The sequence below is a fragment of the Thermocrispum municipale DSM 44069 genome (assembly GCF_000427825.1).
GTDB classification, from domain to species: Bacteria; Actinomycetota; Actinomycetes; order Mycobacteriales; family Pseudonocardiaceae; genus Thermocrispum; species Thermocrispum municipale.
In genome coordinates this window covers 13,836-35,700 of the sequence record NZ_ATYT01000006.1, presented here as the reverse complement: position 1 = coordinate 35,700, position 21,865 = coordinate 13,836, and the positions used below count along the sequence as shown (strand labels likewise).

At 69.3% G+C, this 21,865-nt stretch carries 17 protein-coding genes; 3 read left to right on the top strand and 14 right to left on the bottom strand.

The genetic code is table 11. The features are described 5' to 3' along the window. Positions 1-4 precede the first annotated feature (4 nt). On the bottom strand, positions 5-655 hold the full coding sequence (locus YWM_RS0107040; protein ID WP_028850129.1) for an L-threonylcarbamoyladenylate synthase: 651 nt from the start codon (positions 653-655) through the stop codon (positions 5-7). A gap of 112 nt (positions 656-767) precedes the next feature. Between YWM_RS0107040 and YWM_RS0107035 the strand changes: the two genes are divergently transcribed. Continuing rightward, a complete protein-coding gene (locus tag YWM_RS0107035) occupies positions 768-1,802 on the top strand; it encodes an NAD(P)-binding domain-containing protein (RefSeq protein WP_043660135.1) in 1,035 nt (344 codons plus the stop codon). Positions 1,803-1,889: 87 nt separating this feature from the next. Here YWM_RS0107035 and prmC read toward each other — a convergent pair whose 3' ends face one another. From prmC to argS, 9 genes are all read right to left on the bottom strand, one after another. Beyond that, the gene (gene prmC, locus YWM_RS0107030; RefSeq protein ID WP_028850127.1) at positions 1,890-2,762 is read right to left on the bottom strand and encodes a peptide chain release factor N(5)-glutamine methyltransferase; all 873 of its coding nucleotides are present in this window, start codon (positions 2,760-2,762) and stop codon (positions 1,890-1,892) included. 184 nt (positions 2,763-2,946) lie between these two features. Beyond that, positions 2,947-4,032, bottom strand: coding sequence for a peptide chain release factor 1 (gene prfA / locus YWM_RS0107025; RefSeq protein WP_028850126.1), 1,086 nt, complete (start codon positions 4,030-4,032; stop codon positions 2,947-2,949). A gap of 1 nt (position 4,033) precedes the next feature. After that, complete coding sequence (gene rpmE, locus YWM_RS0107020) at positions 4,034-4,246, bottom strand: 50S ribosomal protein L31 (RefSeq protein ID WP_028850125.1); 213 nt, start codon at positions 4,244-4,246, stop codon at positions 4,034-4,036. A 136-nt stretch (positions 4,247-4,382) separates the two neighbouring features. Further along, entirely contained in the window at positions 4,383-6,362 is a 1,980-nt protein-coding gene (rho, locus tag YWM_RS0107015) for a transcription termination factor Rho (RefSeq protein WP_028850124.1), read from the bottom strand. Positions 6,363-6,810: 448 nt separating this feature from the next. Further along, on the bottom strand, positions 6,811-7,695 hold the full coding sequence (gene thrB / locus YWM_RS0107005; RefSeq protein WP_028850123.1) for a homoserine kinase: 885 nt from the start codon (positions 7,693-7,695) through the stop codon (positions 6,811-6,813). Next, positions 7,692-8,762 (bottom strand): threonine synthase, encoded by a 1,071-nt coding sequence (gene thrC / locus YWM_RS0107000; RefSeq protein ID WP_028850122.1) that lies wholly within the window; start codon positions 8,760-8,762, stop codon positions 7,692-7,694. The genes thrB and thrC overlap by 4 nt, the downstream gene beginning before the upstream one ends. Next, a complete protein-coding gene (locus YWM_RS0106995; RefSeq protein WP_028850121.1) occupies positions 8,759-10,063 on the bottom strand; it encodes a homoserine dehydrogenase in 1,305 nt (434 codons plus the stop codon). The genes thrC and YWM_RS0106995 overlap by 4 nt, the downstream gene beginning before the upstream one ends. Beyond that, complete coding sequence (lysA, locus tag YWM_RS0106990) at positions 10,060-11,499, bottom strand: diaminopimelate decarboxylase (RefSeq protein ID WP_028850120.1); 1,440 nt, start codon at positions 11,497-11,499, stop codon at positions 10,060-10,062. The genes YWM_RS0106995 and lysA overlap by 4 nt, the downstream gene beginning before the upstream one ends. Positions 11,500-11,506: 7 nt before the next feature. Continuing rightward, the gene (gene argS, locus YWM_RS0106985; protein WP_028850119.1) at positions 11,507-13,171 is read right to left on the bottom strand and encodes an arginine--tRNA ligase; all 1,665 of its coding nucleotides are present in this window, start codon (positions 13,169-13,171) and stop codon (positions 11,507-11,509) included. A gap of 135 nt (positions 13,172-13,306) precedes the next feature. On the opposite strand from argS, the gene YWM_RS0106980 reads away from it, so the two are divergent. Beyond that, the gene (locus tag YWM_RS0106980; protein ID WP_028850118.1) at positions 13,307-14,137 is read left to right on the top strand and encodes a thioredoxin-like domain-containing protein; all 831 of its coding nucleotides are present in this window, start codon (positions 13,307-13,309) and stop codon (positions 14,135-14,137) included. Beyond that, positions 14,134-14,940 (top strand): DUF305 domain-containing protein, encoded by an 807-nt coding sequence (locus YWM_RS0106975; protein WP_245565950.1) that lies wholly within the window; start codon positions 14,134-14,136, stop codon positions 14,938-14,940. Before YWM_RS0106980 ends, YWM_RS0106975 begins: the two co-directional genes overlap by 4 nt. Before the next feature lie 279 nt (positions 14,941-15,219). Here YWM_RS0106975 and narI read toward each other — a convergent pair whose 3' ends face one another. Genes narI through YWM_RS0106955 form a run of 4 tightly spaced genes read right to left on the bottom strand, consistent with a single transcriptional unit; the run spans position 15,220 to position 21,864 of the window. After that, the gene (gene narI, locus YWM_RS0106970) at positions 15,220-15,948 is read right to left on the bottom strand and encodes a respiratory nitrate reductase subunit gamma (protein WP_028850116.1); all 729 of its coding nucleotides are present in this window, start codon (positions 15,946-15,948) and stop codon (positions 15,220-15,222) included. Beyond that, positions 15,945-16,568 carry a nitrate reductase molybdenum cofactor assembly chaperone gene (gene narJ / locus YWM_RS0106965; protein WP_425426514.1) on the bottom strand — a complete coding sequence of 208 codons (624 nt, stop codon included), beginning with the start codon at positions 16,566-16,568 and terminating at the stop codon, positions 15,945-15,947. The genes narI and narJ overlap by 4 nt, the downstream gene beginning before the upstream one ends. Further along, positions 16,565-18,226 (bottom strand): nitrate reductase subunit beta, encoded by a 1,662-nt coding sequence (gene narH / locus YWM_RS22535; RefSeq protein WP_043660053.1) that lies wholly within the window; start codon positions 18,224-18,226, stop codon positions 16,565-16,567. Before narH ends, narJ begins: the two co-directional genes overlap by 4 nt. Beyond that, entirely contained in the window at positions 18,226-21,864 is a 3,639-nt protein-coding gene (locus YWM_RS0106955) for a nitrate reductase subunit alpha (RefSeq protein WP_028850114.1), read from the bottom strand. Before YWM_RS0106955 ends, narH begins: the two co-directional genes overlap by 1 nt. Between the last annotated feature and the right edge of the window lies 1 nt (position 21,865).

The window sequence follows — 21,865 nt, the reverse complement described above, 5'->3', positions numbered from 1 at the left end:
ACGTTCAGCCTGCGACCTGCACCTGGGTGCCGAGCGCCTCGGACACCGCCGCCACGCTGACCGAACCGGTCCGCAGCACGACGGGCTCGTCGCCGGTCAAGTCGACGATCGTGGACGGCACGGCTTCGCCGGACGGCCCGCCATCGAGATACACCGCGACGTCGTCACCGAACTGCTCGACGGCTTCCGCGGCCGTGGTGGCCGGGCGTTCCCCGGAACGGTTGGCGCTGCTGACCGCCATCGGGCCGACCTCGCGCAACAGTTCGAGGGCGACCGGGTGCAGCGGCATCCGCAGCATCACCGTGCCGCGGGTGTTGCCCAGGTCCCAGGACAGGCTCGGCGCGTGCTCGAGCACCAACGACAGGTCACCCGGCCAGAACGCTTCGATCAGCGTGTAGGCCTGCTTCGGCACGCTGAGCACCAGGCCCTCGATGGTCGACCAGGATCCGACGAGCACACCGACCGGCATGTCCGGGCCGCGCCGCTTGGCCGCCAGCAACGAACGCACCGCAGCCCCGTCGAACGCATCGCAGCCGATTCCGTAGACCGTGTCGGTCGGCAACACCACCAGTCGCGCGGAGCGCACGGCAGCGGCGGCCGCCGCAAGGCCATCGGCGCGCTCCTGGCGCAACGCGCAGTCGTACACCTGGCTCACTCCGGTGAGCCTAGACCGAGCGCGATCCAGCTCACGGAAGGGCCTGGGGGTGTTCGGCGTTGTATTAGATGTGAACGAGGGCACCGACAGCGCGACGACCATCGACGCCGTGATGATCGGCGGCGGCCAGGCCGGTCTGTCGACCGCGTACTTCCTGCGCAAGTTCGGCATCTCCTACGTGGTGCTGGACCACTCCCCCGCGCCCGGTGGCGCCTGGCAGTTCCGCTGGCCCTCGCTGACGTTGTCGACCGCGCACCGCGTGCACGATCTGCCCGGGATGCCGCTGGAGGTGCAGGACGCCTCGCGCCCCGCGTCCGAGGTCGTGTCCGAGTACTTCGCCCGCTACGAGCGAACGTTCGATCTGAACGTGCGCCGGCCGGTCCACGTGAGCGCCGTCCGGGACGACGGTGAGCGGCTCGTGGTGGAGTCGTCCGCGGGGACCTGGCGAGCTCGCGCCGTGGTGAATGCGACCGGGACGTGGGACAAGCCGTTCCTGCCGTACTACCCGGGCCGGGAGACGTTCCGTGGCCGGCAGCTGCACAGCTCGGCTTATCCGGGCAAGGAGGCGTTCGCCGGCAAGCACGTCGTGGTCGTCGGCGGTGGGGCGTCGGCGACCCAGCAACTTGCGGAGATCTCCCAGGTCACGAGCACGACCTGGGTGACGCGTCGACCGCCGGAGTGGCGCGACATCGGCAAGTTCGACGAGAACTGGGGCCGCAAGGTCGAGGCGGCGGTAGCCGCCAACACCGCTCGCGGTGGTCCGCCGCGCAGCGTCGTCAGCTACACCGGGCTGGGCATGACGCCCGAGGTGAAGGACGCCAAGGAACGCGGCGTGCTCGAGCGGCTGCCGATGTTCGATCGCATCACGCCGGACGGGGTGGCCTGGGACGACGGCCGGTTCATCCGGGCCGACGTGATCCTGTGGGCCACCGGGTTCCGCCCCGCCGTGGACCACCTTGCGCCGCTGCGGCTGCGGGAACCCGCGGGTGGTATCGCGGTGGAGAATGCGCGCGCGGTGCGCGAACCGCGGCTGTTCTTCGTCGGTTACGGCCCGTCGGCCAGCACCATCGGTGCGGCTCGCGCCGGACGGGTCGCCGCTACCGGGGTGCGGGATCTCCTCCGGTCGCAGGTACCGCAGGCCGCCTGAGGCAGGTACCGCCGATCCGCTTGAGGTAGGTCCCAGGCGTCACAGGTCGCTCGAAGTTGATTCCCAAGCGCCATAGGCCGCTCGACGTCAGTCGGCGGCGCCGCGGATGGCCGTGGCGAAGCGAGGACGCCCGGCAAGGTCGTGGTGGTCGCGCACGTCCCCGAGCACCGTACGGGTCTTGAGCAACGCCGGGACCGCTGACGCGTGGCTGTCGTCGTGCTCGATGGCGACACCACCGCCGGGCACCAACAGCCGCGCCGCGGCCGAGACCACGTGCCGGATGACGGCCAGGCCGCCGTCCTCGGCGAACACCGCCTGCGGCGGATCGTGGTCGAGCACCTCGGGCGGCAGGTCGGCGTTCGGCGGGACGTACGGCGGGTTGCACAGCACCAGGTCCACCACGCCGTCCAGCTCGCTGAACAGCCGGGGGTCGGTGACGTCGCCGGAGTAGAGCTTGATCGGGGTGTCGCCGGCTTCGACGCGGCGATCCGCGTTGTGCCGCGCCCACGCCAGCGCCTGGGGATCGTTGTCGACCGCGTAGACCTGGGCGTCGGGCCGCTCGTGCTGCAGCGCGAGCGCGAGCGCGCCGGATCCCGTGCACAGGTCCATCACCACCGGGCCGGTGCGACCTTCCAGCAGGTCGAGGCCCCACTGCAGCATCAGCTCGGTCTCCGGGCGCGGGACGAACACCCCCGGACCGACCGCCACGTCGATGCGGCCCATCGTGGCCACGCCGGTGAGGTGCTGGAGCGGGACGCGCTTGGCGCGTTGCTGCACCAGCTCGCGCAGCGCTTCGATGACCGGCGGGTCGACCAGCGGAATGAGCGGCAGGCTGCCTCGGTCGACGCCGAGGACGTGCGCCGCGAGGAGTTCGGCGTCGACACGCGGGGACGGCACGCCCGCCTCCTCGAAGATTCGGGTGGCCTCCAGGATGGCCAGCCGCAACGGTTGCCGTCTCACTCCGCCAGCGTAACCGGCAGCGGGACAGAACCCGGACAGGAACCGCCGCAGGCCCCGGACTGCGTGCTGATGGAGAACGCCTGGGGCGACCGCCGCCAAAGAGGCGACGGACCGCTGCCAAAGGATGTCGCTGCACCTGGCTCTGCCGCGACGCCACAACCGCGCCGACTTGCATCGCTGCGCGTTACTGCGTCGATTGCGCCTTGGAGTGTTCGGCCAGCCGCTCGGCCCGGTCGGCCGCGGCCAGCGCGTCCAGCACGCCGTTCAGATCCCCGTCGAGCACCTGGTCGAGGTTGTAGGCCTTGTAGTTCACCCGGTGATCGGAGATCCGGTTCTCCGGGAAGTTGTACGTCCGCACGCGCTCGGACCGGTCGACCGTGCGCACCTGCGAGCGGCGGGCGTCGGCCGCCTTCGCCGCGGCTTCCTCCTCGGCCATCGCCTGCAGGCGGGCCTGCAGCACCTGGATGGCCCGCGCCCGGTTCTGAATCTGCGACTTCTCGTTCTGGCAGGTCACCACGATGCCCGTGGGCAGGTGCGTGACGCGGACGGCGGAGTCGGTGGTGTTCACGCTCTGGCCGCCAGGCCCCGACGACCGGAACACGTCGATCTTCAAGTCGTTCGGGTCGATCTCGACCTCGACCTCTTCCGGCTCGGGATACACCAGAACGCCCGCGGCCGAGGTGTGGATACGACCTTGCGACTCGGTGGCGGGCACGCGCTGCACGCGGTGCACACCGCCTTCGTACTTCAGTCGAGCCCACACCCCGTCCGGACCGTCACCCTTGCCCTTGATGGACAGCGTGACGTCCTTGTAGCCGCCCAGGCCGGTGTCGGTGGCGTTGAGGATTGTGGCCTTCCAGCCCTGCCGCTCGGCGTAACGCAGATACATCCGCAGCAGATCGCCGGCGAACAGCGCGGATTCCTCGCCACCCTCACCGGACTTGACCTCCATGACCACGTCCGACGCGTCGTACGGGTCACGCGGCAGCAACAGCTCGGTGAGCCGGGACTCCAGCTGCTCGATGCGCTTCTCCAGCTGGGCGGCCTCGTCGGCGAACCCCTTGTCCTCGGCGGCCAGCTCGCGAGCGGCGGCCAGGTCGTCCTGGGCCGAGGCCAGCTCGTTGTAGGTCTTGACGACCGGGGTCAATTCGGCATAACGCCGACCCAGTTTGCGGGCACGCTCGGCATCGGCGTGCACGCCTGGGTCGGCGAGTTGCCGTTCCAGCTCGGCGTACTCGTCGAGCAAGCCTTGCAGGGACGAGGCGTCCAAATTACTTCTTGCGCTTGCCGTAACGGGCCTCGAACCGGGCCACCCGGCCGCCGGTGTCCAGAATCTTCTGCTTGCCCGTGTAGAACGGGTGGCAGTTGGAGCAGACCTCGACGTGAATGTGGCCCGACTTCTTGGTGCTGCGGGTCACGAAGCTGTTGCCGCAGCTGCAGACCACCTGGGTCGGCACGTACTCGGGGTGAATACCGGTCTTCATGGTGTCCTCTCTGAAATGGCCCCGGGTCCTCGAAACCGCATGAGGTGAAGCGGGGCCGGACTCGTGCTCGTCGATTCTGCCAGACGGGCAGGCAACGTCATCAACGCGGCCTGCCCGTCCGAAATTCCCGTCTGTGCTAGTCGCCGTTGACGCCGTTCTGATCCGGCGCGGTCTTGGCCACCTGCATCAGGAACTCGTAGTTGTTCTTGGTCTTGCGCAGCCTGCTCAGCAGCAGGTCGATGGCCTGCTGCGAGTCGAGCGCGTGCAGCACCCGGTGCAGCTTGACGGTGACCGCCAGCTCGTCCGGCGACAACAGCAGCTCTTCCTTACGGGTACCGGACGGGTTGACGTCCACCGCCGGGAAGACACGCCGCTCGGCGATCTTGCGGTCCAGCTTCAGCTCGGCGTTACCGGTGCCCTTGAACTCCTCGAAGATGACGGTGTCCATGGTCGAGCCGGTCTCCACCATCGCGGTGGCGAAGATGGTCAGCGAGCCGCCGTTCTCGATGTTGCGGGCCGCGCCGAGGAACCGCTTCGGCGGGTACAGCGCGGTCGAGTCGACACCACCGGACAGGATCCGGCCGCTGGCCGGCGCCGCCAGGTTGTAGGCGCGGCCGAGCCGGGTGATCGAGTCGAGCAGCACGACCACGTCGTGGCCCAGCTCGGTGAGCCGCTTCGCGCGCTCGATGGACAGCTCGGCGACCGTGGTGTGGTCCGACGGCGGACGGTCGAACGTCGAGGCGATGACCTCGCCCTTGACGTTCCGCTGCATGTCGGTGACCTCTTCCGGCCGCTCGTCCACCAGCACCACCATCAGCCAGCACTCCGGGTTGTTGGTGGTGATGGCGTTGGCGATGTCCTGCAGGATCGTGGTCTTACCCGCCTTGGGCGGGGACACGATCAGCGCACGCTGGCCCTTGCCGACCGGCATGATCAGGTCGATCACCCTGGTGGTCAGCTTGTGCGGCTCGGTCTCCAGGCGCAGCCGCTCGTTCGGGTACAGCGGCGTCAGCTTGTGGAACTCCGGCCGGTTCTTGGCCTTGTCCGGCTCCAGGCCGTTGATGGTGTCGACGCGCACCAGCGGATTGAACTTCTGCCGCTGCTGCTCGCCTTCGCGCGGCTGCCGCACCACACCGGTGATCGCGTCACCGCGGCGCAGGCCGTACTTGCGCACCAGCGACAGCGAGACGTACACGTCGTTCGGGCCCGCCAGGTAGCCGGACGTGCGCACGAACGCGTAGTTGTCCAGCACGTCCAGGATGCCCGCGACGGGCAGCAGGACGTCGTCCTCGCGGATCTCGGTCTCGCCGCCGCCACCGCCGTCGTTGTTGCGGCCCCGGCGCCTGCGGTCCCGCGAGCGCCTGCCGCGCCTGCCGCCCCGGTCGTCGTCCTGCCGGTTGCCCTGGTCGTTCTGGCGGTTGCCCTGGTTGCTCTGGTCGCCCTGGCGGTTGGACTGGTCGCGGTCGTCCCGCTGACCCTGGCCGTTGCCGGACTGCTCGTTCTGCTGCTCGCGACCCTTGCCGCCCTGCTCCTGGCGCTCGCCGGTGCCCTGCTCGGCGGCCTTGTCGCCACCGGAGGACTGCTGCTGGGCCGCCGCGGGCTGCTGGGCCTCCTGCTGGCCCTGGTCCGACTGCTGGCGGGAGCGACGGCGCCGGGACTGCTGGCCGGATTCCTTGGCCTGCTGCTGGCCCGCCTCCTGGGCGGGCGCGGCGGTGTCGGTCGCGCCGTCCTTGCCGCTGTCCTTGCCGCCCTGCTGCTTGGGTGCCTGCTCGGCGTCGGCCTTCGCGGTGTTCGACTTGGCCTCGACGCCGTCCAACGGCAGCGTCTCGTCCTGCTGCTTGGCCTTGCGGGCGCGCGCCGGGGTGCCCTGCCGCTCACGAATCGCGGCGATCAGCTCCCCTTTCCGCATGCCCGAGATTCCGGTGATGCCCAGCTCTCCGGCGAGCTGTCGCAGTTCGGCGATCACCATGCTGGACAGCCCGCCGGAACGCTTCTTGGGCGCCGCGGGCGCCTCGCCACTGGTCTGCGGTGCGGTCTCGACCGTCACGTTGTCGCTCCCCGAAGAAGATGAAGTCTGATTCTCCGCGTCACCGCTGAGAAGATCGGTGTTGCTCACGCATGTCCTTCCTGACCGATGCCCGCGTGGTGGACACCGATGCAAACGCCACCCGCGCCGAAGGCGCCGAAAGCGGTCTGTAATTCACGGGGCAAGCCCATGCACCCCCCGTGCGAACGGCCGGCAGAGATGGGTATCGCTGCGGCGGCGCACGCACTGAATGTGCCCGTCCCAGAAGGGACAAGCCGAGAACGGCCACCGCGTGACGACATCCGCACCGAGAACTGTCACCGAGCCCGAAATGAAACGGACGCGGATGGAACAGATGATGCGCTCCGGCAGATAACCAGAGGTCTACACCTGGTGCGGCATGAGCCCGCACGGTGATCGAACGCCTCTGAGCCTAGACTGCCCAATCACCCGGTGCAACAACCACCCCCGGTGAGTTGTTCCCAGGCCGCGGGAAGTTTTCCGAGTTTCTCCTGTTTTCGTGCGGTTCCGCGATCCGTTACGCGGTCGCGACGGTGACTCCCCCGAGGTCGACGGCCAGCTCCTTGACCCGGAAGCCCTCGGTGTCCACGTCGTCGGGGAGCCTGCCGTCGCTGGTCAGCGCCAGTACGGACGGCCCAGCGCCGGACACGGTCGCGGCGACCCCCCGCTGACGCAGCTGCTTGACCAGGGCATCCGTCCTCGGATAGGCCGACGCCCGGTACGGCTGGTGCAACCGGTCCTCGGTACCGGGAAGCAGCAGGCTCGGATCGGCGGTGAGTGCGTGCACCCCGAGCGCCGCGCGCGCCGCGGCGTGGGCCGCATCCGCGTGCGGCACGGTCTCCGGAAGCAGGTCACGGGTCGCCGCGGTCGACGACTGCTCGTCCGCGACGGCAAGCACCGGCCGCACCCCGGGATGCGGCTCCAACCGCGCCGCCTGCCAGGTCTCGCCGTCCAACCACGTGATCACGACACCACCGAGCAGGCTGGCGCCGGCGTTGTCCGCGTGCCCCTCGAACCCGGCGGCCAGTTGCAGCACAGCGTCCCGGTCCAGCGGTCGGCCCGCCAACCCGTACGCGGCGGCCGCACCCGCCACCACCGCGGCCGCCGACGAGCCCAGACCGCGGGCGTGCGGGATGGCGTTCGCGCAGGTCAAGCGCAGGCCGGGGATCTTGAGCCCGAGCTGGTCCGAGGTGTGCCGCACGGCCCGCACCACGAGATGGTTCTCGTCCCGCGGAAGCTGGTCCGTACCGCCCGCCCCGGTGTCGACGATGTCGACGTCCAGGCCGTCGTCGACGATCTCCGCCTCGACCACGTCGTAGAGCGCCAGCGCCATCCCGACCGTGTCGAATCCCGAGCCGAGGTTCGCGGTGGATGCCGGAACGCGAACTCGCACCGCGCTCACGACAGATCCAAGGCTTTCGCGACGGCGTCGGCGTCCACCGGCAGCGCCTCGATCCGGCCCGCGGAACTGCTGTCCGCCCATCCGGTGAGTGCGGTGTCCGGGTCCTTCAGGCCGTGCCCGGTGACCGTGCAGACCACCAGCGAGCCACGCGGCAGGCGCCCGTCCTCGGCGACCTTCAGCAGTCCGGCCACACCGGTCGCCGACGCCGGCTCGACGAACACGCCTTCGCGGGCGGCCAGTAGCCGGTAGGCCTCCAGAATGTGGTCGTCGGTGACTGCTTCGAACAGCCCGCCGGACTCGTCGCGCGCGGCCACGGCCCCGGTCCAGGACGCCGGGCTGCCGACCCGGATCGCGGTCGCGACGGTGTCCGGGTTCGCCACCGGCTCCCCGCGCACCAGCGGGGATGCTCCGGCCGCCTGGAAACCGAACATCCGCGGCGTGCTGTCGACCACGCCGTCCTTGGCGTACTCGGTGTAGCCGGCCCAGTAAGCGGTGATGTTGCCCGCGTTGCCGACCGGGAGGCAGTGCACGTCCGGGGCCCGGCCCAGCACGTCGCAGATCTCCCAGGCGGCGGTCTTCTGCCCGACCAGCCGGACCGGGTTGACCGAGTTCACCAGCATGATCGGGTGCTCGGCGGTCGTTTTCGACGCCAGCTCCAGGCAGTCGTCGAAGTTGCCGTCGATCTGCAGGATCTTCGCGCCGTGCAGCACCGCCTGCGCCAGCTTGCCCATGGCGATCTTGCCCTGCGGCACGAGCACCGCGCAGGTCAGACCCGCCCGAGCCGCGTAGGCAGCGGCCGAGGCCGACGTGTTGCCGGTCGAGGCACACAGCACGGCCTGGACCCCGCCGGCCAGCGCGTGCGTGATCGCCACGGTCATGCCGCGGTCCTTGAACGAGCCGGTCGGGTTCAGGCCTTCGACCTTCAGGTAGACCTCGCACCCGGACAGCTCGGAGATGTGCGGCGCGGGTACCAGCGGTGTGTTCCCCTCGCCGAGGGTGATGACCTCGGCGCCGTCCGGGATGGTGATCCGGTCCCGGTAGGCGTCGATGATGCCGAGCGCGCTCATGCGTCCTCACCTTCCACCCGCATCACGCTGATCACTTCGTGCACCACGGGCAGCCGCTCGATGTCCCGCACGGTGCCCTGCAGCGCGGAGTCCGCGGCCGCGTGCGTGACGATGACCAGACTCGCGGTGTCGTCGGCGTCGCGCTGCCGTACCGCGGCGATGCTGACGTCGTGTTCGGCGAACACATGCGCCACCTGCGCCAGCACACCCGGCTTGTCCTGCACGTCGAGGCTGATGTGGTACCGGGTCGGCGTCTCGGCCATGGGCCGCACGGGCAGCGCAGCGTGCGCCGACTCACGCGGCCCGCGACCGCCCATCACCCGGTTACGGGCCACCGCGACCAGATCGCCGAGCACGGCGGACGCCGTCGGGGCACCGCCTGCTCCCTGCCCGAAGAACATCAACTCGCCTGCCGCGTCGGCCTCCACGTACACCGCGTTGAAGGCGTCACCGACCCCCGCGAGCTGGTGAGTCCGCGGGATCATCGCCGGGTAGACGCGCGCCGACACCGACTCCGACCCGTCGACCGGGTCGACCACCCGCTCGCAGATGGCCAGCAGCTTCACCGTGCGCCCCAGCGCCCGCGCCGCCGCGATGTCCGTCGAGCTGATGTCGGCAATGCCTTCCCGGTGCACGTCGGCCGCGGTGACGCGGGTGTGGAACGCCAGCGACGCCAGGATGGCCGCCTTCGCCGCGGCGTCGTAGCCGTCGACGTCGGCGGTCGGGTCGGCTTCGGCGTACCCGAGGCGGGAGGCCTCGGCCAGCGTCTCGGCGTAGCTGGCGCCCGAGGTGTCCATGGCCGACAGGATGAAGTTCGTGGTGCCGTTGACGATGCCCATCACCTTGGTGATGCGGTCACCGGCCAGCGACTCGCGCAACGGCCGCAGCAGCGGGATCGCCCCGGCCACGGCGGCCTCGAAGTACAGGTCGGCCCCGGTGGCGTCGGCCGCTTCGGACAGCTCCGCCGAGCTCTCGGCGAGCAGTGCCTTGTTCGCGGTCACCACCGACTTGCCCTGGCGGAGGGCGGACAGCAGCCACGTGCGCACCGGCTCGATGCCGCCGATCAGCTCGACCACGACGTCGACATCGGAATCCACCAGCGCCTGCGCGTCGTCGGTCAGCAGTTCGGCGGGCAGTTCCGGGTGCTTGTCCGGCCTGCGCACCGCGATGCCCGCCAGTTCGATCGGCGCACCGACCCTGGCGGCCAGTTCCCCGGACTGCTCGGTCAGCAACCTGGCCACTTCCCCGCCGACCGTGCCGCACCCGAGCAGCGCGACCTTGATCGGCTTGTTCGCACTCATGGCTGGGCCTCCAGGCGAAGCATGTCGTCAACCGTTTCCCGGCGCAGCAGCAGACGCGACGTGCCGTTGCGCACCGCGACCACGGCCGGCCGCGGCAGCCGGTTGTAGTTGCTGGCCATCGAGTAGCTGTATGCCCCGGTCGCGGCGACCGCAAGCAGGTCACCGGGCGCCAAATTGTCCGGCAGCCAGCAGTCCCGCACCACGATGTCGCCGGACTCGCAGTGCTTGCCGACCACCCGGCACAGCACGGCCTCGGCCTCTCCGTCGACACCTTCCCCGCTGGACCGCGACACCAGTCGGCAGTCGTAGACCGCGTCGTAGAGCGCGGTGCGGATGTTGTCGCTCATGCCGCCGTCGATGCTGACGTAGCGGCGGCTCTCGTTGTCGCCGATGACGACGTCCTTGATGGTGCCGACCTCGTACAGCGTGACGGTGCCCGGCGCGGCGATGGCCCGACCTGGTTCACAGGCGATGCGCGGCACCGGCAGCCCGGCGTACTCGCACTCGCGCCGCACGATGTTGCGCAGCTGCGTGACCATCTGGGCGGCAGGCGGCGGGTTGTCCCGGTCGGTGTAGGCCACCCCGAAGCCACCGCCGAGGTCGATCACGTCCAGCTGCTCGAGGATGTCGTCGCCGTGCTCCTTGCGCAGGTCGGCGATGAGCCCGACGACGCGCCGCGCGGCGACCTCGAAACCGTCGGTGTCGAAGATCTGCGAGCCGATGTGGCTGTGCAGGCCACGCAACCGCAACGCGTCGGCGGCCAACACCCGGCGGACCGCCTCGGCCGCGTCACCGGCCTGCAACGAGAAGCCGAACTTCTGGTCCTCGTGCGCGGTGGCGATGAACTCGTGGGTGTGCGCTTCGACGCCGACCGTGGTGCGCACCAGCACGTCCTGCACCACGCCCGCCTCGGACGCGACGGCCTGCAGCCGGGCGATCTCGTGGAACGAGTCCAGCACGATCGTGCCGACCCCGGCCTCGACCGCGGCGGTCAGCTCGGCGACCGACTTGTTGTTGCCGTGCATGGCGATGCGCTCCGGTGGAAAGCCCGCGCGCAGCGCGATCGCCAGTTCACCGCCGCTGCACACGTCCAGCGACAAGCCGCGCTCGGCCACCCACTTGGCCACCTCGACGCACAAGAACGCCTTGGCCGCGTAGTGCACCAGCGTCGGGTCCTCGAACGCCTCGGCGTACTCGGCGCAGCGGGACTTGAAATCGGCTTCGTCGATGACGAACAGCGGGGTTCCGTACTGTTCGGCGAGGTCACGCACGTCGACACCGGCGATCCGCACCACACCGTCCGGGGCGCGATAGGTGTTGCGCGGCCAGACCTTGGGGTAGAGCCGGTCCAGCTCGCTGGTGGTGGCAGGGCGTACGCCCGCCGTGTCGGCGTGCCGATACACCTCGGCGTACCGAGGTCCTGCGGGGTGAGCCATGACTTCCTTACATCCGTTCCGGGGCGCTGACGCCGAGCAGTCCGAGGCCGTTGGCCAGCACCTGGCGCGCGGCAGCACACAGGGCGAGCCTGGCGTGGGTCAGCGGGGTCGCCGACTCGTCACCCTGGGGCAGCACCCGGCATGCGTCGTAGAACTTGTGGTAGGCGCTGGCCAGCTGTTCCAGGTAGCGGGCGATCCGGTGCGGTTCGCGCAACTCGGCAGCCCGTCTCACCACGGTAGGAAACTCCCCGATGGTGCGGATGAGGTCACCCTCCCGCGGGTGATCCAGCAAACCCAACTCGACGTCACCGGCGTCGTCGGTGAGCTCGATACCGAGATCGGCGGCGTTACGCAGCAGCGAGGCCAGCCGGGCATGGGCGTACTGCACGTAGTAGACCGGGTTCTCGTTGCTGTGTTTGCGCAGCAGGTCGAGGTCCACGTCGATGTTGGAGTCGACCGAGTAGCGGGTCAGTTCGTAGCGGGCCGCGTCGACACCGACCGCGTCGACCAGGTCGTCCATCGTCACCACGGTGCCCGCACGCTTGCTCATCCGCACCGGCTCGCCGCCCGAGACCAGGTTGACCAGCTGGCCGATCATCACCTCGACGACCTCGGGGTCCTTGCCGAGCGCGGACGCCGCCGCCTTGAGCCGCCCGATGTAGCCGTGGTGGTCGGCACCGAGCATGTAGATGCACAGGTCGAACCCGCGGGACAGTTTGTCCTGCAGGTAGGCGATGTCCGCGGCGATGTAGGCGGGCGCGCCGTCGCTCTTGATCACCACCCGGTCCTTGTCGTCACCGAACTCGCTCGAGCGGATCCACCAGGCGTTGTCCTTGGCGTAGAGCAGGTTCGACGACTTCAGCCGCTCCACCACGTCGGTGACCGCGCCGGAGCGGTGCAGCGAGTCCTCGTGGAAGAACACGTCGAAGTGGGTGCCGAACTCGTGCAGGCTCCGCTTGATCTCGTCGAACATCAGCTGCACGCCGAGCTTGCGGAACGTCTCGTCGCGCTCGGATTCCGGCAGGCTCAGCACGTCCGGCTGCTGACGGACGACCTCGGCGGCGATCTCGGAGATGTAGGCGCCCGCGTAGCCGTCCTCCGGTGCGGGTTCGCCCTTGGCGGCAGCCACCAGCGAGGCGACGAACCGGTCGATCTGCGCGCCCGCGTCGTTGAAGTAGTACTCGCGGGTGACCTTGGCGCCCTGCGCGGCCAGCACCCGGCCGAGCACGTCACCGACCGCCGCCCAGCGGGTGCCGCCGAGGTGCAGCGGGCCCGTCGGGTTGGCCGAGACGAACTCCAGGTTGATCTCCACGCCCGCGTAGGCGTCGCCGTGCCCGTAGCGTTCGCCCGCGGTCAGCACCTGCTTGACGAGCTCCGCCTGCGCGTCGGCGGCCAGCCGCACGTTGAGAAATCCCGGCCCCGCGACCTCGGCCGACGCCACCGAGTCGGCCTGGGCCAGCCGGTCGGCGATGGCTTGCGCCAGGTCGCGCGGTGCCATACCCGCCTTCTTCGCGACCTGCAGGGCCACGTTGGTCGCGTAGTCGCCGTGCTCGGGGTTGCGTGGGCGCTCCACGGTGACCTTCTCGGGCAGCACCGCGGGGTCTGCCCCACGCTCGGTCAACACCGCGGTCGCGGTCGAACGAACCAGGTCGGCAAGCACTGCGGGAGTCACTCGTGGAGTGTATGTGGCGGGCGCGGGCCGATCCGCGCCTGGTCGGCCACCTCACAGCGGGTGAACACCAGCGGGCTACCCTGGCGCGTGCACGCACGTCACGACAGCAGAAGAGCGAACGGGGACGCACCACCTATGGCCAGCGGCACGAACAAGAACAAGCGCAACAAGGGCACCACCGCGCTCAGGGCCGCTCGCGCCGGCGTCGTGAAACGCCGGGAGGTGCCGTGGGGCACCATCATCGGCGTCGTGGTGGTGCTGGCGCTGGCCGCCGCGGTGTTCGGGTACTACCTGGTGAAGTCCGCGCCCCAGCGGGAACAGGAAAGCCGCGAGGAGACCGCGGCCGAACAGTTCACGCCGAGCAGGCAGAACCAGGACCCGTCGAAAAAGATCGACGGCGTGGTGATCAAGGAGTACAAGCACCGCGGTCACGTCAACTCCCCGAAGCGTGTGGCCTACGACCAGACGCCGCCGTTCGGGGGCCCGCACGACATCGTCTGGGCGACGTGCAACGGCAACATCTACCCCGAGCCGGTGCGTACCGAGCACATGGTGCACGCGCTCGAGCACGGCGCGATCTGGATCACCTACGACCCGAAGAAGGTCGACGACGAAACGCGCCAGCAGCTCGAGCTGCGGGTGAAGAACAAGCCGTACATGCTCATGTCCCCGTACCCGAACATGGACTCGCCGATCTCGCTGCAGTCGTGGGGGCACCAGTTGAAGGTGTCCGACGCCGACGACCAGCGGATCGACAACTTCATCGCGGCGCTGCGGCAGAACCAGTACCTGACGCCGGAGCCGAACGGCTCGTGCGATCCCGCGCCGGGCTTCGACCCGGACAACCCGCCGAAGTTCGACCCGAGCAAGCCGGGCAAGGACGCAGCCCCGATGACCTTCGAAGGTCAGCAAGGTCAGATGCCGGAGGCCGGTGGCCAGCCGGGCGCCGGCGGCGAGGAGCAGTGACGGTTCAGGTGCGCGAGACCAGCGACGAGCACGACGAGCAGGAAGGCCGGCGCGAGCTGGACGACGAGCAGGATTCGGCCGACGCGCGGGATGCCGATGTCCCGCAAGCCGATGAGCTGGACGACGAGCCGGCGGAGTCCCGGCCGACCCCGGCGTGGGTTCGCACCCTGGTGTTCTCCGCGGCCGCGTTGACGTTGCTGCTGGTCGGCGCCACGGTCGGTTTGCTGATCGGGCGGTCGGGCAGCGCCCCGGTGGACGAGGACCTCAAGCCGAGCGCGGTCGACATCGGGTTCTGCCAGGACATGTCGATCCACCACCGGCAGGCCGTCGAGATGGGCGACATCGCACGGCTGCGCGGCCACTCCCGCGACGTCCGGGTGCTCGGCTACGACATCTCCAGCACGCAGAACGGGCAGATCGGCCGCATGCAGGGCTGGCTGACCCTGTGGGACGCGCCGGCGCAGGCTCCTGGTGAGCTGATGACCTGGATGCAGGGCGGCCACGGCCACGGCTCGTCGCAGCACCACGCGCAATCGGACGAGGTGCCGATGCCGGGCATGGCCACCGAGGCCGAGATGCGCAAGTTGCGCAAGCTCAGCGGGCGCGAGTTCGACATCTACTTCTTGCAGCTGATGCTGCGACACCACCAGGGCGGCACGGAGATGGCCGAGTACGCGGCCGAGAACGCCCGCATCCCCGCCGTGCAGGCGCTGGCGCAGAGCATGATCGACTCGCAGGGGTCGGAGATCAAGGTCATGCGGGCGATGCTCGACAAGCTCGGCGCCAAGCCGCTGCCGTTCTGATCAGCGGATCACGGCGACCCACGGCCGTTCCGGACGACCAGGTCACGGCGCAGCTCCTGGCCTGATCGCCGCGTCACGGCACCCCACGGCCGTTCCGGACGACCGGGCCACGGCGCAGCTCCTGGCCTGATCGCCGCGTCACGGCACCCCACGGCCGTTCCGGACGACCGGGCCACGGCGCAGCCGGACTTCACGCGAGCCGATCACGGCCCACACCGCCCTACGGCTGCCCACCGTTCCGCACGGCCGAGTCACGCCCCTGCCCTGCCGTGTCCCAGGTCAACCGATGCGTTCCCAGCCTCGCCGCGGCTTACGCGGTTCGGGGTCACGGCTGCGATAGACGATGTACGGTCGCGCCAGGTAGCCGACCGGGAACGAGAACACGTGCACCAGGCGGCTGAACGGCCAGAAAGCGAACAGCACCCATGCCGCCAGCACGTGCAACTGGAACCCGAGCGGTGCGGCCAGGATGAGCTCGGTGTCCGGCTGGAGCGCGAAGATCGACCGGAACCACGGCGAGACGGTTGCCCGGTAGTCGTGCGGGGTGCCGGTGAGGTTGCCCAGCACCGTCGTGCCGAGGCCGAGCACGATGGTCGCCGTCAGCAGCAGATACATGATCTTGTCGTTGACCGTGGTGGCCGAGAACACCGGCCCGACGGTGCGCCGCCGATAGATCAGAATGGCCGCACCGGTCAGCGTGCAGAACCCGGCGATGGCGCCGACCGCGACCGCCAGAACATGGTAGAGATCTTCGCCGATGCCGAGGGCTGCCACCCACGATGCGGGCACCAACACGCCGACGACGTGGCCGATGGCCACGAACAGAATCCCGAAATGGAACAGCGGGCTGCCCAGCCTGAGCAGCCGCTTCTCGTACAGCTGCGACGAGCGGGTGGTCCAGCCGAACTTGTCGTAGCGGTAGCGCCAGATGTGGCCGCCGATGAAGATCGCGATGGACACGTACGGCAGAGCCACCCACAAGATCACGTCCACGGGGCTGAGTGTCATGCGCTCCCCCTTGCGATCGCGCGCCCGTACGGATCGAGGCCGACCTGCTCCTGCTCCGGACCGGTCGCCGCCAAGCGGGCGACAGCTGTCCGGTCCCGCCTGGTCAACGCGGGCAGTGTGGCCGTCACGGAGTCGATGACGTCTGCCCACGGCGATCGAGCCTCGTGCAAGCCGAGCCGGAGCAGCTCGAGCCCGGCTCGGTGTTCGACGAGCAGGCGCCGACCGGCCTCCGGGGCGCAGGAGGCGAATTCCAGCACGACGGCGAGATGATCGGGCAGCTCATCACCGGCGAGGTCCAGGCCGGCGGCGGTGTAAGCGTGCTTGAACCGCAGCAGCGCCATCCCACGCTTGCGGGTGTCGCCGTAGGTGAAGTACGTCAGGAACAGACTGAAGCGCTTGTGATGGTCGAACGTGGCGACATAGTCGGCCGCGAGCTTCGGCAACGGTGTCCGGTCCAGGCTGTCGAGGAAGCGCTCCAGCGGGCCGGCGATGCGTTTCGGCAACGTAGCGACGGCCGCATGCAACAGCGGCCGACGGTTCAGCAAATGCTGATCCGGATAACTGAGGAGCAAGGACTGGATCTGCCACGCCCGTGTCCGTTCCTCGGCCGAGGTCATCATGACCGGTCCCTTCGCGGGGGGAACAGCCCGTCGGGCATCCCCTTGCCGTCCCAGTTCAACAGGTTGACGCGGCTGCCCTTGTCGACCGGCGCGGCAGGCGTGTCGGCGTGCTGCCGGTCGCGGAGCATGCGGAAGTTCTCCACCGCGATGGGCGACGGCCCGCCGGACGATTCGCCGAACGGACCGGAACCGATCATGCCCGGCCCGCCTTCGTAGTCCAGGCTGCATTCGGTGGCCAGCTCCTCGAGTCCGTGCGCCTGTTCGGCGTGCGCGGGTGGGATGACGTACCGCTCGTCGTACTTGGCCAGGGCGAGCAGCCGGTACATGTCGTACATCTGTTCTTCGGTCATCCCCACTGTGGCCGGGATCTCGGCACGGGGCTCGCGGCCGAGGTTGATGTCGCGCATGTACGACCGCATCGCCGCCAGCCGCCGAAGGACGCCGTTGACCGGTGCCACGTCGCCTGCGGTGAACAGTTCGGCGAGGTACTCGACCGGAATGCGCAGCGCCTCGATGGCGGCGAACAAGTTGCCGTGGTCCTCGCCGTCGTGGCCGGTGTCCCGGACGACGTCGACCACCGGGGACAGCGGTGGCACGTACCAGACCATCGGCAGCGTGCGGTATTCCGGATGCAGCGGCAGCGCGACCCGGTAGGTGTTGATCAGCGGGTAGATGGGCGAGCGCTGCGCGGCCTCGATCCAGTCGAACGGGATGCCGTCACGCTCGGCTGCCCGCACCACTTCGGGGTCGTGCGGGTCCAGGAAGACCGCGCGCTGGGCGTCGTACAGATCCTGTTCGTCCGGCGTCGCCGCCGCTTCCGAAACCCGATCCACGTCGTAGAGGACCAGGCCGATGTAGCGCAGCCGCCCGACGCACGTCTCCGCGCACACGGTGGGCAGCCCGACCTCGACACGCGGAAAACAGAACGTGCACTTCTCCGCCTTGCCGGTGCGGTGGTTGAAGTAGACCTTCTTGTACGGGCACCCGGACACGCACATCCGCCACCCGCGACAACGGTCCTGGTCGACCAGCACGATGCCGTCCTCGCTGCGCTTGTAGATCGCGCCAGAGGGGCAGGACGCCGCGCACGACGGGTTGAGGCAGTGCTCGCAGATGCGCGGCAGATAGAACATGAACGTCCGCTCGAACTCGAAGCGAACCTTGTCGCCGATCTTCTGCACGATCGGGTCCTGCTCGCCGTGTTCGGCCGAGCCGCCCAGGTCGTCGTCCCAGTTGGCCGACCAGGTGATCTTGGTGTCCTTGCCCTTGCGGATCAGCGATTTCGGCCGGGCGACCGGGCTGTGTTCCTGCAGCGGCGCGTTGGTCAGGCTCTCGTAGTCGTAGGTCCACGGCTCGTAGTACTCGTCGATGCCGGGCAGCTTCGGATTGGCGAAGATGGTGAGCAGCTTGCGGACCCGGCCGCCGCCTTTGAGCCGCAGCTTGCCGCGCTTGGTCAGCTCCCAGCCGCCGCGCCAGCGTTCCTGGTCCTCGTAGCGGCGCGGATAGCCTTGCCCCGGCCGGGTCTCGACGTTGTTGAACCAGACGTATTCGACCCCGGAGCGGTTCGTCCAGGCCTGTTTGCAGGTCACGCTGCAGGTGTGACACCCGATGCACTTGTCCAGGTTCATCACCATGGCCATCTGCGCCATTACCCGCATCAGTACTGCACCTCCTGGGCGCGGCGACGAATGATGGTGACCTCGTCGCGTTGGTTGCCGGTCGGTCCGAGGTAGTTGAACGCGAACGACAGCTGCGCGTAGCCGCCGATCAGGTGCGACGGTTTGATCAGCAACCTGGTCAGCGCGTTGTGGATGCCACCGCGCTTGCCCGATGTCTCGCTGCGCGGCACGTCGATGAGCCGGTCCTGGGCGTGATACATGAACACCGTGCCCTCCGGCATGCGGTGGGAGACGACGGCGCGGGCGACCACCACGCCGTTGCGGTTGACCGCCTCGATCCAGTCGTTGTCCGCCACGCCGATCTTGGCCGCGTCCACAGTGGACAGCCAGATGGTCGGCCCACCGCGGGACAGGCTGAGCATGAACAGGTTGTCCTGATACTCGGAGTGGATCGACCACTTCGAGTGGGGTGTCAGGTAGCGCACCGCGAGGCCGAGCTCGGAGACGTCGCCGATGGGCGGTTCGGTGAACAGCGCGGTCATGTCCAACGGTGGTCGGAACACCGGCAGCTGCTCGCCGAGTTCGGCGATCCAGTCGTGGTCGAGATAGAAGTGCTGCCTGCCGGTGAGCGTGTGCCACGGCTTGCGGCGCTCGGTGTTGATCGTGAACGGCGAGTACCGGCGGCCGCCGCTCTCCGAACCGGACCACTCCGGCGAGGTGATGACCGGGGTCGGGGCGGCCTGAGTGTCGGCGAAGGTGATCCGCTTGCCTTCGTGTTCGGCGGCCAGGTCGGCCAGCTGGGTGCCGGTGCGCTGCTCGAGCGTGTGGAAGCCCTGCGTCGCCAGGCGTCCGTTGGTCGTGCCGGACAACGCCAGGACCGCCTCGCATGCGTGCAGCTCGCGCGCCAGCGAAGGCCGTCCGTCCGCTGGGCCGCCGCGGACGGCGCCGTTCTTACGGCGCAGGTAGTCGACTTCGCGGGTGAGGTCGAACGTGACACCTTTGGTGGTGGCGCCCGCGGTGTCGGCCAGCGGGCCGAGTGCCGCCCATTTGTCGCCGATGGCGCCGTAGTCGCGCTCGACCACGGTCAGCCTGGGCATCGTCACTCCGGGGATCGGCTCGCACTCCCCGGCTCGCCAGTCGCGGACGACGCCGCGCGGGGTGGCCAGCTCGTCCGGGGTGTCGTGCAGCAGCGGGGTGGCGACGACATCCCGGCGGACGCCGAGGTGGCGCTTCGCGAGCTTGCTGAATGCTCGCGCGATGGCGCCGAACGCGGCCCAGTCGGTGCGGGTCTGCCAGGGCGGCGCGATCGCGGGGTTGAACGAATGAACGAACGGGTGCATGTCCGTGGTGTTCAGGTCGTGCTTCTCGTACCAGGTGGCCGCGGGGAGCACGACGTCGGACAACATCGTCGTGGACGTCATCCGGAAGTCGAGCGTGAGCAGGAGGTCGAGCTTGCCGATCGGCGCTTCGTCCCGCCACGTCACGTCCCGGGGCCGCACGCTCTCCGGCGCTTCCCCGGCCCGCAGCGACGAATCGGTACCGAGCAAGTGCTTGAGGAAGTACTCGCTGCCTTTCGCCGACGAGCCGAGCAGGTTGGCGCGCCATACCGACAGCACGCGGGGGAAGTTCTCCGGCGCGTCGGGGTCCTCGCAGGCGAAGCGCAACCGATCGGCCCGCAGCTCGCCGACGACGTAGTCCGCGACCGGCAGACCGGACGCCTCCGCTTCGTCGGCGAGATCGAGCGGGTTGCGGTCGAACGTCGGATACGACGGCATCCAGCCGAGCCGGGCGGCTTGGGCGATGAGGTCCGCCGTGGTCTTGTTCGCCAGCGGACTGTCGGCTCGCAGCCCGGCGAGGGCCCCGGCGGGCACCTGGTCGTAGCGGAACTGGTCGGTGTGCAGGTACCAGTACGCGGTCTGGATCATCTGCCGCGGCGGCCGTACCCAGTCCAGCCCGAAGGCCAGTTGCGACCATCCGGTGAGCGGGCGGCACTTCTCCTGGCCGACGTAGTGTGCCCAGCCGCCGCCGTTGACGCCTTGGCAACCGGTGAGCGTGGTCAGCGCGAGGAACGCGCGGTAGATCGTGTCGGAGTGGAACCAGTGGTTGGTGCCCGCCCCCATCAGGATCATCGAGCGCCCGCGGGACTGCTCGGCGTTGGTCGCGAACTCGCGCGCGACGCGGGCAGCGGCTCGCGCGGGCACTCCGGTGATCGGTTCCTGCCAGGCCGGCGTGTACGGCTCAGGGTCGTCGTATCCGGTCGGCCACTTCCCCGGCAGGCCCGCGCGATGCACACCGTACTGCGCCAGCAGCAGGTCGAACACCGTGGTGACCAGGTACTTGCCTATCCGCCGGGCCGGGACGCCGCGCTGCAGTTCGCCGTCGGTGTCGAAGCGCCGTAGCTGCACCTCGACCGGCTCGCTGCCGTACAGGCTCAGCTGTGGGTCGATGTCATCCAGCTCGAGGTTCCAGCGTCCCGCGCCCTGCTCTCCGTACCGGAACCCGAGCGAACCGTTCGGGACTCGTGGTTCACCGTCCGCATCGCAGACGACCGTTTTGAACTCCGCGTGCTCGGACTCCTCGCCGAGGTCGGCGGCGGTGAGGAACTTGCCCGGCCGGTAACCGTCGCCGTCGTGGTCCAGCCTGATCAGGAACGGCAGGTCGGTGAACTGCTTGACGTACTCGGCGAAGTACGGGACCTGCCGGTCGACGAAGAATTCACGCAGGACGACGTGGCCCATGGCCATCGCGAGCGCGCCGTCGGTGCCCGGCTTGGCGGGCAACCATTCGTCGGCGAACTTGGTGTTGTCGGCGTAGTCCGGCGAGACGACGACCACCTTCTGCCCGCGGTACCGCGCCTCGGTCATCCAGTGCGCGTCCGGGGTTCGGGTCACCGGGACGTTCGAGCCCCACATGATCAGGTATCCGGCGTCCCACCAGTCCCCCGACTCCGGCACGTCCGTCTGGTCACCGAACACCTGGGGCGAGGCCACCGGCAGGTCGGCGTACCAGTCGTAGAAGGACAGCATCACGCCGCCGAGCAGCGACACGAACCGCGCGCCGGATGCGTGCGACACGATCGACATCGCCGGGATCGGGGAGAAACCAGCCACCCGGTCCGGGCCGAACGTCTTGATCGTGTGCACGTGAGCTGCGGCGATGAGTTCGCACGCCTCGTCCCAGGACGCGCGGACCAGACCACCCCTGCCGCGTGCGGATTTGTACTGCCGCGCACGCCGCGGGTCGGAAACGATGTCGGCCCAGGCCAGAACAGGGTCGCCGGTGCGGGCCTTCGCCTCGCGATACATCTCGAGCAGGACACCGCGAACGTACGGGTACCTGACCCGCGTCGGCGAGTAGGTGTACCAGGAGAACGCCGCTCCCCGTGGACACCCGCGCGGCTCGTACTCCGGCCGATCCGGACCGACCGACGGATAGTCCGTCTGCTGCGACTCCCAGGTGATGATCCCGTCCTTGACGTAGACCTTCCACGAGCACGAGCCGGTGCAGTTGACGCCGTGCGTGGAACGGACGACCTTGTCGTGGCTCCATCGGTCGCGGTAGAAGGCATCGGCCTGCCGCCCACCCGTCTTCTCCACCACCCGCAAGTCGTCGGAGACCTTCGCGCGAGTGAAGAACCTGCGGGTGCGGATCAGCGCATCGGTCAGGTCGGACTCCATG

Excerpts from the sequence above, each read along its gene's own strand:
- narJ (WP_425426514.1), bottom strand. The coding sequence starts at position 16,568 with ATGATGACCTCGGCCGAGGAACGGACACGGGCGTGGCAGATCCAGTCC.
- lysA (WP_028850120.1), bottom strand. The coding sequence starts at position 11,499 with ATGGCTCACCCCGCAGGACCTCGGTACGCCGAGGTGTATCGGCACGCC.
- narH (WP_043660053.1), bottom strand. The coding sequence starts at position 18,226 with ATGCGGGTAATGGCGCAGATGGCCATGGTGATGAACCTGGACAAGTGC.
- YWM_RS0106980 (WP_028850118.1), top strand. The coding sequence starts at position 13,307 with ATGGCCAGCGGCACGAACAAGAACAAGCGCAACAAGGGCACCACCGCG.
- thrC (WP_028850122.1), bottom strand. The coding sequence starts at position 8,762 with ATGAGCGCGCTCGGCATCATCGACGCCTACCGGGACCGGATCACCATC.
- rpmE (WP_028850125.1), bottom strand. The coding sequence starts at position 4,246 with ATGAAGACCGGTATTCACCCCGAGTACGTGCCGACCCAGGTGGTCTGC.
- YWM_RS0107035 (WP_043660135.1), top strand. The coding sequence starts at position 768 with ATGATCGGCGGCGGCCAGGCCGGTCTGTCGACCGCGTACTTCCTGCGC.
- YWM_RS0106995 (WP_028850121.1), bottom strand. The coding sequence starts at position 10,063 with ATGAGTGCGAACAAGCCGATCAAGGTCGCGCTGCTCGGGTGCGGCACG.
- narI (WP_028850116.1), bottom strand. The coding sequence starts at position 15,948 with ATGACACTCAGCCCCGTGGACGTGATCTTGTGGGTGGCTCTGCCGTAC.
- YWM_RS0106955 (WP_028850114.1), bottom strand. The coding sequence starts at position 21,864 with ATGGAGTCCGACCTGACCGATGCGCTGATCCGCACCCGCAGGTTCTTC.